The 13,039-nt window shown below is 44.0% G+C and carries 10 protein-coding genes; 8 read left to right on the forward strand and 2 right to left on the reverse strand.

Annotated features, from left to right (window positions below; genetic code table 11):
* The first annotated feature begins 5 nt into the window (after positions 1 to 5).
* Positions 6 to 191, forward strand: coding sequence for a hypothetical protein (locus ACR1R9_RS07425; protein WP_024630602.1), 186 nt, complete (start codon positions 6 to 8; stop codon positions 189 to 191).
* 219 nt (positions 192 to 410) lie between these two features.
* Here the strand turns inward: ACR1R9_RS07425 and ACR1R9_RS07430 are convergent, their stop codons facing one another.
* Positions 411 to 1,331 (reverse strand): LysR family transcriptional regulator, encoded by a 921-nt coding sequence (locus tag ACR1R9_RS07430; protein WP_064636917.1) that lies wholly within the window; start codon positions 1,329 to 1,331, stop codon positions 411 to 413.
* 540 nt (positions 1,332 to 1,871) lie between these two features.
* On the opposite strand from ACR1R9_RS07430, the gene ACR1R9_RS07435 reads away from it, so the two are divergent.
* Both ACR1R9_RS07435 and nagA read left to right on the forward strand, forming a co-directional pair.
* A complete protein-coding gene (locus tag ACR1R9_RS07435; RefSeq protein WP_076288980.1) occupies positions 1,872 to 2,657 on the forward strand; it encodes a DeoR/GlpR family DNA-binding transcription regulator in 786 nt (261 codons plus the stop codon).
* Between the two features lie 26 nt (positions 2,658 to 2,683).
* On the forward strand, positions 2,684 to 3,826 hold the full coding sequence (gene nagA, locus ACR1R9_RS07440) for an N-acetylglucosamine-6-phosphate deacetylase (RefSeq protein WP_433921431.1): 1,143 nt from the start codon (positions 2,684 to 2,686) through the stop codon (positions 3,824 to 3,826).
* Between the two features lie 256 nt (positions 3,827 to 4,082).
* On the opposite strand, the gene ACR1R9_RS07445 is transcribed toward nagA, so the two are convergent.
* Positions 4,083 to 4,922 (reverse strand): helix-turn-helix domain-containing protein, encoded by an 840-nt coding sequence (locus ACR1R9_RS07445; protein ID WP_433921430.1) that lies wholly within the window; start codon positions 4,920 to 4,922, stop codon positions 4,083 to 4,085.
* 247 nt (positions 4,923 to 5,169) lie between these two features.
* Between ACR1R9_RS07445 and ACR1R9_RS07450 the strand changes: the two genes are divergently transcribed.
* The 5 genes from ACR1R9_RS07450 to ACR1R9_RS07470 all read left to right on the forward strand — a co-directional run bounded on the left by ACR1R9_RS07450 (position 5,170) and on the right by ACR1R9_RS07470 (position 12,881).
* Positions 5,170 to 6,066 carry a chitosanase gene (locus ACR1R9_RS07450; protein ID WP_433921429.1) on the forward strand — a complete coding sequence of 299 codons (897 nt, stop codon included), beginning with the start codon at positions 5,170 to 5,172 and terminating at the stop codon, positions 6,064 to 6,066.
* A gap of 19 nt (positions 6,067 to 6,085) precedes the next feature.
* Complete coding sequence (locus ACR1R9_RS07455) at positions 6,086 to 8,674, forward strand: metallophosphoesterase (RefSeq protein WP_433921428.1); 2,589 nt, start codon at positions 6,086 to 6,088, stop codon at positions 8,672 to 8,674.
* Positions 8,675 to 9,128: 454 nt separating this feature from the next.
* Positions 9,129 to 10,550, forward strand: a complete 1,422-nt coding sequence (leuC, locus tag ACR1R9_RS07460) for a 3-isopropylmalate dehydratase large subunit (protein ID WP_433923750.1) — start codon at positions 9,129 to 9,131, stop codon at positions 10,548 to 10,550.
* A gap of 31 nt (positions 10,551 to 10,581) precedes the next feature.
* The gene (leuD, locus tag ACR1R9_RS07465) at positions 10,582 to 11,199 is read left to right on the forward strand and encodes a 3-isopropylmalate dehydratase small subunit (protein WP_076288982.1); all 618 of its coding nucleotides are present in this window, start codon (positions 10,582 to 10,584) and stop codon (positions 11,197 to 11,199) included.
* Positions 11,200 to 11,474: 275 nt separating this feature from the next.
* Positions 11,475 to 12,881: an N-acetylmuramoyl-L-alanine amidase gene (locus tag ACR1R9_RS07470; protein ID WP_433921427.1), complete on the forward strand. Its 1,407-nt coding sequence runs from the start codon at positions 11,475 to 11,477 to the stop codon at positions 12,879 to 12,881.
* Positions 12,882 to 13,039 lie beyond the last annotated feature (158 nt).

Consider the following 13,039-nt stretch of genomic DNA (forward strand, 5'->3'; position numbering starts at 1 on the left):
AATCAATGGACAACCATGTGAAAGATACGCTCAGGAGACTGGAACAGGAAAACACTAGGGTAGATCACTTGAGGCCATTCTTAGAGAATGGGGCAGGAGGGCTATCACCACCTGAACAATCTGTTCAGGACGAAGGCCGCCTTGTGAATCAACAGAACAGGCTGACAAGTGAACGTAATTTGCGAAAATAAACCGCCAAACTTGAAATTCTCATATGTACGTTTTTACGTTAACAATTCAATGATGATTTAGCAACATTGTACTGTAACGATGATGTACTGCTAATACCATGTAAGAACTTTATCCTGCGGATGCGGGAGACGAGTATAGAACAAAGGCTTGGCCCTTATGGGTCAAGCCTTTGTTTATTTTATTGCCATGTATGGCGTGCTATTTCGCTGACCGTCCAATTATTCTCCTTGAGAGAGCTCGGCTACGGTTTGTTGAAAAGTATGAATGAATGCCTCCGCGGCTTTGGAGAGAACCCGTCCTTGGCGGTATGCAACTACAAGGGTACGACTGGGCGTTGGCTCAGCTAGCGGTACGTAAACAGGAACAAATTCACTGCGGGGCGCACGGGCAATAAAGCGCGGAACCAGTGTAATCCCCATACCTGTAGCCACCAGTGACTGCACCGTCTCAATATTTGTACTCTCAAATACCACATTGGGGTCAAACCCAGCTTCCTCACACAGATCAAATGTAAGTTTGCGGAAGCCTTGTCCTTTCTTCAGCACAACAAAGGGTTCATCTCGAAGCTCTTCCATCCGTACTGGAACTGGATGCTCCGGATCTCCTCTGCGTGCTAGAGGGTGATTTGGGGGAACCGCCAAGTCAATTCGCTCTTCACCAATCGTTACATAAGATAGGCTTGGCTCCTGCAATGGGAGCGAGAGCAGGCTTAAGTCAGCCTTGCCACTAGCCGTCAACTTTTCAAGCGTCAGCCCGGAGTCTTCCAGCAAGGTTACTTCAATCTCGGGATAGGCCTGCTGAAATGCGGGAAGCACATGCGGAAGCAGGTGGGAGCCAGTGATCGGCATGCTGCCTACAACGACTTTACCTTTGCGCAGCTGGGAGATGTCCGACATTTCCTGTCTTAGCAGCTCGACTGCATCAATTATTTTCTGAGCCTGCTCTACAAAAGTCACCCCTGCATGGGTCAGTTCCACGGTGCTGGTATTACGCTGAAATAACAGTACGCCCAGTTCCTTTTCAAGTTTGGATAGCTGCTGACTTAAAGAAGGCTGAGCAATGTGCAGCTTCTCAGCTGCCCGGGAGAAATTCCGCTCTGCCGCAATCTGCAGCGTATATTGAAGTTGTCTGAATTCCATATGCACACGTCATTCCTTTCGTTATGCCATTATTATATCACTACAAATAAGAAATGATTAGTTTAACTGAAACGCTTAAACTGCTTACAAAGAGTTAATGCAACACAGGCAAAACTATAACAAAAAGAACTGTCCCAAGGGAGTGAAAAGCGTGAAGTCCAATTCTGCAACGAGCATTAAAAGAAACCTATTGGGAATCCATTGGACTCAAGATCATTCCATGCTAAAAAAGAACACGGCTGCATCTAAATGGCGTACTAATCTGATAGCCATTTTCTTTCCTAGAGCGCTTTTTGATGACAAGTATCTGATTGGTGTAAGTCAATTTGTTTAGCAAATGGCTCCGAAATCCTTTCATTAATTTTTTCTTAGCAGTAAATCTTAACTTATGAAGACGTTAACGGATGTAAATTCATCTGGCTAACGTCTTTTTTATTGAATAGTCAGGAATAAACACTTGCACTTACTTAATAATTACTTATAATAACTTGAAATAATTAAAATAATGCTTATAATTACTTAAAAGGAGGTGCATGTATTGTGTATCAAGAGGAAAGATTGTTAAAAATACTCGAATACTTGAAACAACACCAATCGATGAGTGTTACAGATATATGTACGCTGTTTGAAGTATCAAGGGATACTGCACGAAGGGATATTGTTAGATTAGTACAAGAAGGCGTTGTGATTCGAACTCATGGGGGGCTATCGTTACCTGAGTTACAGAAAGAAATGCTGTCTTATCAGGATCGTTTGATTGATGAATCCGAGAGTAAGAAAAAAATAGGGAAGTTTGGGGCAAAACTTATCCAAGACCATGAGACTGTGATTTTAGACGTATCAACCACAGTGCAATTTGTAGCAGAACAAATTAGCGCAAAAAATTGTACGGTGGTCACACACTCGATTGATAACGTAGGGATCTTGTCCAATCGAGAGGATCTTCAAATCTATATTCTCGGTGGTTACTTGAATGTAAAGCACCGCTTTTTATATGGTTCTTCCATTATCGATAAACTAAGTGAAATTCGTGCTGATAAAGCCTTCATTGGAGCATCGGCGATCCGGTCTGATGGACTTTATTATCCATATGAAGAAGATGCCCGGGTAAAGAAAGAAATGGCCAGAAGATCTGATCAGGTTATCGTAGTAGCCGATCACACAAAATTTAACGGCAAATCTATTCATCGGCTGGACTTTGATTTCGTTGATATTTTAGTCACAAATCTGGAACTCCCGAGTGAGATCAGAGAAGTTCTGGATCAGAAGAACATCACTGTTATTGAGTGTCAGGAAGAAAATGAAGAGGTTCGAAAGCAAGACTGATAACCATCGGGAAGAGGAGGATTTTTATGGATTATATTTTGCATAATGTACAAATGGCACTTCGCAATCGTATCGTTCCATCAGCCAATGTGTGGATTTCTGAAGGGAAAATCATGAGGGTAGACACAGGTGATCTTCCTACGCTAGAAGGAGAGTATGAACGGATTGATGGAAGAGGACATTTGCTAGTCCCAGGAATGATAGATGTCCATATCCACGGTGCCAATGGCTTTGATATGATGGACGGTACTGAAGAGAGTATTCAAGAAGTTTCACGCCAATGTGCTTTAACGGGGTGTACCTCATTTCTGGCTACATCTGTTAGTTCTACGATGGAGGATCTTCTGAAAATGATTCGTAGTGTCAAGCGTGTAATAGGACAAGAAGTGGGAGCAAAGATCGCAGGAATTCACTTAGAGGGACCGTATCTGAACCCGAAGCGAAAAGGAATGCAGAATGAAAAGTATTTGCGGCATCCCAACATAGAAGAAATGAAGATCATTTTCCAGGAAGCAGAGTCACTCATTAAGATGGTTACTATTGCTCCCGAGCTGCCGGGAGGAATGGAATTGATTTCTTTTTTGAAAGAACGGGGAGTAGTTATAGCGATCGCTCATTCGGATGCCACATATGAGGAAGCCAAACAAGCCTTTGCATCAGGTGCGAGTCATGTTACGCATTGTTTTAATGGCATGCGGCCGATCCATCATCGAGATCCGGGTCTGATTGTGGCTGCTTTTGAAGAGAAACATGTAAGTCTTCAAGCTATCGTGGATAATGTCCATCTGCATCCTGCTATTATTCGACTGATGCATAACCTGAAAGGACCTGAAGGAATGGTCTTGATCACAGATGCTTTACAAGCAATGGGTATGGGCGATGGGAATTATCTATTTGGAGGCCATCATGTCACGGTATCGGGTGGCATTGCAAGACTGGAGGATGATACACTGGCCTCCAGTACAGTTACCATGAATGAAGCCTTACGTTATACTGTCGAAACCGGAATTCCCTTGATAGATGCCGTACAGATGGCTTCAACTACGCCGGCCAATATTCTTGGATTTCAACAAAAGGGGGAAATTTCCTCTGGTTTCGATGCCGACCTGGTCCTATTGGATGATGAATTTCAGGTTCTCTGGACGATGGTGGGCGGTCAAATTCTATAAATCACTATTATTTGCGATTCTACAGAGAAAGTCCATTAGATAAGTCTAGTGGGCTTTACATAAATAAACCCAAGAACCCCTTTTTATAAGGGGTTCTTGGGTTGGGAAAAGAAATTTCGACTTGAATTGGGGTGAGAAAAGTGAGTGATTGTAATGGATGGATCCGCTAACGTATTGCCTTACAGAATCCATTGCCGATATTGAAGAATTGGGCATTTTATTTTCTTTAATGATTGGTATTCCAGTGATTTTGCTATTAAGACTTAAATTGTTTGCGGAAGCAGAGAGGCGAGATGCCCATCACTATTTTGAAGGTTCTTCCAAAATGGGAAGTGTTATCAAACCCGACCATTCCCGCAATTTCAGTAACATTAAAAGAAGAGCCCACGAGCAAATCACGAGCTTCTTTAATACGGATGTTATTGATATATTCTATGAAGCTGAACCCTGTGGATTCTTTAAAAGTTCGGCAAAGGTAGGAAGAGCTTATGTCGAATTGCCTTGAAATCTCACAGAGCTTAAGCGGTTCCATATAATGTTGATTTACATAATTAACGATGTCTAGGACTTTCTTGTGTGTACGATTGGATTCCACCAATGGAGCGACAAGGCTGTCAAATAGTTTACGGTTAAGATAGAGGAGCAACTCTACCAATAATATTTGTTGGTACTGTTCATATCCGCGGGCTTGCTTTTTCCCTTCCTGGATCATCTTCTGAAAAAGCTGTTCGATGAAATGCTGATCCTTTCCGGTCATCTTCAAAGCACGGTAATCACTTTTGAACAATTCGAGCAGACCCTCACATTGACCACTGGTGCAGAAATGCTGCAGGAATTCTTTCTTAAACAGAAGTGTAACTCGTTCATATATATAGCAGCCGGAATTAACCAGTTTGTGCCTTTCGTGAATATCCATAAATAGCAGTGTTCCGCCCGCAACCTGGTAGGTTCTATCACCTATATAATAATAAAAATCCCCGGATATTAAATACAGAATCTCATATGCATCATGATAGTGCCTTGAAGGCATGCTGGTGTATACCTGTTTCTTGCGGCTGACATCAAAAAGAGCAGACTCATAAAATACCGGCTTCATTCAGCACCTCCTAAGAGGATTGTAGACTTGATCCAAGGTTCATAGCAATATATGTATGAAAATTTAATAATTACAAGAAAATACGTGCTGTATGGTTAATTTTTTTGAGATAAGCTTGAATGGAATTTATTAATCGTTAAAAAAGGAGGGGGGCGTGCTTGGATAGGTTTGGGGATAGGGTTCCTATTTCTAAAAGTTAAAGCGCTTATACTATTTAATTAAGGGAGAGATTGCGGTGCTTAATTCAATGAACAGTAAGGTTTTCAAGAAGATGAAATTTTCATTGATGATCCTGCTCAGTTTTTCAATGATTTTTTCTTATGGCTCTCTGTCCAATGCGTCTCAACAGAAAAGTTATGCGGCAGGGAACCCTAATTCTAATTTCTCACCTGCAACACTTCAATTCTTACGTGCCAACACAGGTCTGGATGGTGAGCAGTGGAACAATATTATGATGCTTGTCAATAAGCCGGAGCAGGACGATCTGAACTGGACCAAGTTTTACGGATATTGTGAAGATATTGATGATAACCGCGGGTATACGATTGGAATATTCGGTGCGACTACAGGCGGCTCAAATGATACCGGTCCCGACGGTCCGGATCTGTTCAAGGAATATGACGCTGTCAAAGGCGCGAGTAATCCTTCGGTTAAGGGAGCATTGGCCCGGATCGGTGTCAAGGGTTCGATGAAAGGGAAGATCCTCGAAATCAATGAAAGCGAAAAGAGTTTCTGCAAAAAGATCGGCAATTTGCAAAATGATCCCGAGTGGAGAGAGGCTATGTGGAAAACGTTCTACAATGTTTATATTAAGTACAGTGTGGATCAGGCCCGCAAACGCGGCTTTAACTCGGCATTAACGATTGGTTCCTTCGTGGACGCAGCGCTGAACCATGGAGCGACCGGCGGTTCTGAGACTCTTCAAGGGCTTTTGGGTAAATCAGGAAGCAGCACGGATGAGAAGACTTTCATGACCAAATTCTATAAAGAACGGACCAAGATTGTGGATACGAATGATTACAACTCTCCGCCTAACGGAAAGAATCGTGTGAAGCAGTGGAGCAATTTGCTGAACATGGGAGAGACAGACCTGAAGGGCGCAGATTCTGCAGTACTTCAAGTTACCAACTGGAAACTCCAATAACAGGAGGGAGATGGGGCGAATGGACAACAACCAATCTTATCTCAAGAACAGATTTTCCAAGGTAATCAGTATATTGGTTATAGGTTTGCTGCTTGGCATGGAGTTGACCGGTTTTGTCTCAGCAGGAAGGGAAGGAAATGAGGAAGATCTTGCAAGTGAAGCAACTCCAGTTCAGGAAACGATTGCCCAGTGGATTTTTAAAGACAAAGGTGAGAACGGCGTATTTCCGGCTACCGGCGGGATATATCAAACAGCTTCATCCATTCGTGATGTAGGAACAAATACGGATGCATACACCTATGAGTCAGGTGAGAACAGCGTACGCAACCAGGGCTGGCATGAAGGTACGGGCATTAAATATTGGTTTGCCAAGCTTTCGACCAAAGGCTTCGAAGGTATCGTCCTCTCTTCACAGCAAACATCTTCAAGTACTGGACCTAGGGATTTTAAGGTGCAATACAGTACGAATCAGCAGGAATGGACAGATGTTTCGGGCGGTAAAACTGTTCTTGCCCAAAACAATTTTAATTGTTCCAATAATTCCTGCAAATTAACGAACCTCGCATTGCCTGCGGAAACAAACAATCAAGATGTACTCTATATCCGCTGGGTGGTAAACTCTACGAAAAGTGTAAGCGGGGGAACGGTGTCCAACTCAGGCTCAAGCAGAATCAAAGATGTGGTAATTAAAGGAAAACGCATCAGCGGTGAACCCGGGAACACTCCCACACTTGAGGTAAGCAAAACTCCCGCTTCAGGGGCTGCAGATGTTTCCCTTAACGCAGAGATCACAGTGAAGTTTAATAAAGCTATTAGTCTTGCTAGTGGTCATCAAGTTGTAATCACTGAAAACAATGCCCCTCTTACCAACATCTCTGCCTCGCTCCTCGGTCAAGACATGGTTAAAGTCAGCCATCCTAATTTTACTGCCGGCAAAACTTACAAGGTGACCATCCCTAAAGAGCTTGTTAAGGGGACTGGGGACGGCCGGACACCGGACAACGATATTACCTGGAGCTTTAAGACGAAGTCTCCAGATACCGGCAACAAAACACCAACGCTGCTGAACATGACTTTTAATGGGGACCCCAAGACAAGTATCGCCTTTGACTGGTATACGGCCGAAACCGTAAGAAGTACAGTAGTGCAAGTAGTGGAGGCCTCCAAAGCCGGAGGAAGCGAGTTCCCGGAACAACTGGCAACTTCGTATGAGGGTAGCTCAACAGTTATTGAAACCTTAATGACGTCAGGAGACAGAAGTTCCAAAAAGTATAAAAAGTTCGCCAGCCACAAGGTTATTGCAACCAGTCTTAAGCCTGGAACCAAATATATGTATCGCGCTGGTAACGGTGATGTGGACGGCTGGAGCGAGACGGGTTCTTTTACCACAGACAAGGCGGATAATCAGGATTTCCATTTCCTCTATGTAACCGACACCCAAGGCTCAAGTAAATCCAATTTCGATCTGTGGCAGGATACTTTTAAGAGAGCTATTGAGAAAATGGTAGATCCAAAGTTTGTTCTTCTTACAGGGGATCTAACGGATGACGGTGATTTGGAGCAGCTGTGGCAATGGTTCTTGGGTGTGCCGAAAAAAGAATTTGCCAATGTGCCTTTTGCTCCGATAATTGGCAACCATGAGATAGAGGACTATCCGAATAATAATTTTTATAACCATTTTAATCTTCCAAAAGATGTGGGGACTGGTGCTCATGACGGGTCGGTGTATGCTTTTGAATACGGCGATGCCCTGTTTATGCAAATCAATTCCCAGTACGAAGGGGAGGTCAAGCCGTACAAAGCCGATATTCAGTTCACGAAGCAATTGGACTGGATGCGGAATCAGGTGGCAAAGACCGACAAGAAGTGGAAATTCGTCTCTATGCATAAAGGAGCTTATTCTTCTGGGGATAATGCTTCCGCAGAAAGCGAGCGGGTAGAATTTTACCGAAAATATCTGATTCCTGTATTTGATGAGCTGGGTGTGGATATGGTGTTTGAGGGACATGACCATATGTATATGAGGTCTTTTCAAATGCTGAATAACGTTCCTATTAAGAATGTCATTACCGATGAGCAAGGAAATGTGCTGAATCCCAAAGGGACCGTATATCTAATGGGCAACTCGGCCGCTTCGAAATTCTATGCTCTTAATCCAGATGCAGACACGTTTTTTGCAGCAAAAAACGATCAGCCCAACAAGAAAATGTACCTGGATGTTTCCATTACAAGCGACGTGCTGAAAGTTACATCCTACACAGCAGTTAAAGATAAACCCCTTGCCGTCTATGATGCTTACAGTATTAAACGGACGGACGTCAAACCCTGCACAGTCGAAAATCTAAGTGCAGTAAGACAGTCAGCGAACCGTGCAGTTCTTTCGTGGAAAGCGCCAGCAACTAGCTCTGAGCCGGTGCGAGGTTACCGGATTTACGAGAAGAATGATAAAGTCAGCACGAATTGGAGCGTGTATGTGCCGGCGGTCAGCGGTCAAACAAGTTACAGCTATACTTTAAACGGCATAGACTCTGCTAAAGCCTATAATTTCGTTATTAAAGCAGTGGGGATAAGAAGTAATTCACTTCCAGCAGAGGCAGGAATGCAATGAATGGATAGATGTGGGGAATACGGGAGGTAGCGATCGTACTTTTTTTCAAGACCTCAATCTGCAGATCCGTTGTCTCATTTATTTCATTCGGTTATTCATATGTCGTTTGTATTGTGTGTGGACGGAACGTCTAGAGCTGGTGAGAATTAGTCATCGCAGCCCTGGCATCAGGGCTGCTTTTTTTCTATTAAACATAAAAAGCATTGACATTGAAGTGACTGGAACGTAGTATAGGACTTGCATGATAATGATAATTGTTATCAATTGAAGCCTCTGCATATAGCAGTGGTTTATTTGCTTTTCCCTCATTATAGGTTAAACCTATTACATCTATAGATATTATATCTTGGAACAATGAAGGACAGGGTGATATATTTATGTCATTCAAGAGCTTCACTTTTAAAGGAACTACTGAGGCTCTTCCAAGGACCGAACTTATGATGAGGTGAAAATGATGAGTAAAAAAACGATGTTTGAGAAAATTTGGGAAAATCACGTGATTCATCAGGAAGAAGGCAAACCAAGCATTTTGTATATCGATCTGCATTTGGTACATGAAGTAACATCCCCACAGGCTTTTGAAGGTCTACGTCTGAGCGGCCGTAAAGTTCGTCGCCCTGAGCTGACATTTGCAACAATGGATCACAACGTTCCAACGAAGGATCGTTTCAACATTACAGATCCAATCTCCAAACAACAAATTGACACACTTTCACAAAACTGCCGTGACTTCGGCGTAAAACTGTATGACCTGGATACGATTGATCAAGGTGTCGTACACGTTATGGGTCCTGAACTCGGCCTGACTCATCCAGGTAAAACAATTGTATGTGGTGACAGCCACACGTCCACACACGGCGCATTTGGCGCACTTGCATTCGGGATTGGTACGAGTGAAGTAGAGCATGTTATGGCAACCCAATGTTTGCAGCAAGCCAAAGCCAAAACGATGGAAGTTCGTTTTGTCGGTAAACGTAACCCGGGTGTAACCGCGAAGGATATGATTCTCGCAGTCATCGCCAAATACGGTACAGACTTCGCTACTGGATATGTTATTGAATATACGGGTGAATCGATCCGTGAACTGAGCATGGAAGAGCGCATGACCGTCTGCAACATGTCCATTGAAGGTGGAGCAAGAGCGGGCATGATTGCTCCAGATGAAACAACATTTGAATATCTGCGTGGACGTGAATACGTACCTGCCGATGGCCAATTCGATGAAGCGGTTGCTGCCTGGAAAGAGCTTGTAACCGACGAAGGTGCTCAATTCGACCATGTGGTTGAAATCGATGTAGAATCCTTGATTCCGCAAGTGACTTGGGGTACTAGCCCAGGTATGGGAACCGACATTTCTTCGAAAGTTCCTGTTCCGGCTGAACTGCCAACTGAAAACGAACGTAAAGCCGCTGAAAAAGCGCTTGAATATATGGGCTTAGAACCTGGAACACCAATCTCCGAAATTCCAGTTGATTATGTATTTATCGGTTCATGCACGAATGGACGGATTGAAGATTTGCGTGCTGCTGCACAGGTAGCCAAGGGTCACACCGTATCCAGCAATGTTACAGCGATCGTTGTACCAGGCTCGGGACGTGTTAAAATTCAGGCGGAAAAAGAAGGTCTGGATAAAGTCTTCACAGAGGCTGGATTTGAATGGCGTGATGCCGGATGCAGTATGTGTCTGGCAATGAACCCGGATGTATTGAAACCAGGACAACGTTGTGCATCGACTTCCAACCGTAACTTTGAAGGACGTCAGGGACGCGGAGGACGTACTCACCTCGTATCTCCTGCAATGGCTGCAGCAGCAGCGGTTAAGGGACACTTCGTAGACGTACGTGACTGGAATTTCAAAACGGAAGCAGCTATCTAACAACGAACGGATTGAAGGGAGAACGAATGATATGGAAGAATTCAAAACACTGCAAGGCATCGTTGCACCGGTAGACCGGGTCAATGTAGATACAGATGCAATCATTCCGAAACAATTTTTAAAACGGATCGAACGGACCGGATTTGGACAATTTTTGTTCTACGAATGGCGTTTTGACGAAGAGGGTAACAATAATCCTTCTTTTGAAATGAATAAACCACGCTACGAAGGGGCATCCATTCTGATCTCACGCGCAAACTTTGGTTGCGGATCTTCTCGTGAGCACGCACCATGGGCAATTATGGACTACGGATTCCGTTGTGTAATTGCACCATCCTATGCGGATATCTTCTATAATAACTGTTTCAAGAACGGGATCTTGCCGATCAAACTGTCGGAAGAGCAGGTTGAGGATCTGTTCCAGCGTACAGCGACACATGAAGGCTATGAGATGAATGTAAATCTGGAAAACAAAACGATTACAGATGCATACGGACTGCATATTGATTTTGATCTGGATGAGCATCGTCGTCAATTCTTGTTGCAAGGACTGGACGATATCGGTCTGACTCTTCAACATGATGATGAAATCGCTGCATATGAACAGCGTCACGCGGCAAAGCTGTTTGGACAAACGGCCTCAGTCTAATCTTTCATCTGTAATTTGTATTTCAAACCTCCAATCGTGCAGGGAACTTCACCGTTCCTTGGATCGAATTGGAGGTTTTTTTGCATTTGGCAATGATGCAATTATGTTTTCGAGTTATAGGATATTCCGACTAAATATGACAACGTTGTAACCGGATGACGTGACAATATCTGATAAACTGATTAGTAGATTATGGAAGGGTAGATAGAGTCGAGTGTTGCATCACAGCGAATCAGGTCGAAGGTTCAAAAGACAAACAGAATGGTGGTTGATGTATGAAGAAATGGTCGGCAGCAGTCTTTGTTTTTCTGTTCCTGTGTTTATTTCCTGTCATGGCAAATGCCGATTCGTCTCCCTCGATTGTGCTGGACGGTGTGACCATTAACCAGCAGTCGGGAGCTCCAGCCGAGAATACTGGCAAAACCGTGATGGTGCCCATTCGGATCGTTTCTGAAAACCTCGGTTATCAGGTGAAATGGGAGAAAGCCACTCAGACTGTTCGTATTCTCAAAGGTAACAGCAGTATCCAGATGACGGCAGGCGAAGATGCGGCCACCGTGAATGGAAATCGGGTGAATCTCGATTCTCCGCCTCTAATTAAACAGGGGACTACACTGGTTCCGTTACGTTTTGTCGGTGAAGGCATGGGTCTTCAGGTGGGATGGGACAATGGAACCAAGACAGTAAGCCTATTAAGTATTCCTCCTGTAGCAAGTATGGAAGGTGAAAATGACCCGGTGGAAGCTCCTGTACCAGAAGGTCTGTCAGAGCTTCAAAGTATCAGCTTCGGCGGGGATCGTTTGATCTTGGCGACGAACGGGAAAATCACACCAAAGGTTTCCAGTCTCAATGGACCTGATCGTATCATCGTAGATCTGCCCGGCACCACATTTGCTAAGGAGTTCATCCAGGGACAGGCTTCCAATCCGGATGGCAGCGGAACTCTTCTGGTTACGGATTCATCGCTGGTATCCAAGGTGCGATATGCAATGTTCAGCCAAACGCCTTCAACGGTGCGTGTGGTCCTTGATCTGAGTCAGGTGGCGACTGCCAAATGGTCACTGGGCGAGAACAACGTGTTGCTTGTTGACCTTGCGGCGAGTAATGGAGAACCAACAAGTCAGCCTGCTGTTCCAACCAATGATGGCAAAAAGGTTGTCATTATTGATCCAGGACATGGTGGACGACAGTCGGGGGCCGTCAGTGTGACAGGCGCCTATGAGAAGGACTTTAATTTGGCTGTGGGACTCAAAGTTCAGGCACTTCTGCAACAACATACGGAGATTCAGACGGTGATTACAAGGCAGGATGATACCGAATTATCCCTGCAGCAGCGTGTAGATATCGCCCAACTGAATCAGGCGGATATTTTTGTGTCGATCCATGGAAACAAGTTTACAACTCCTGTTCCTAATGGAATTGAAACGTTGTACAGTCGTAAAGATAGCAAGGATTTGGCCGACATTTTACACAAGCATGTGTTGCAGATTACAGGATTTAAGGATCGGGGAGTCAAAACGGCAAGTCTGCATGTAACCCGTGAAACAACGATGCCCGCAGTTCTGATTGAACTTGGATTTCTAAGTAATCCAGCTGATGAAGCAATGATGCTGACTGAAGATTATCAGAACAAATGTGCACAGGCCATCGTAGACGGAATTGTAGAATATTTGGGTCTTTAATGTGGGTTGTGCGCAAATATGAAGGTCAGGGTAGTCCGTTGTTTCGAGATGCATAATTGATAATTAAGGAAAAATTCAGACAATAAAATGTAGAAAAAGCTTGATTTGACAACGTTTTTTTTCTGTTATGTTGGAATATATTCGCAACTTTTGAGAGT

It is taken from the genome of Paenibacillus taichungensis (assembly GCF_050994985.1).
GTDB lineage: Bacteria > Bacillota > Bacilli > Paenibacillales > Paenibacillaceae > Paenibacillus > Paenibacillus taichungensis.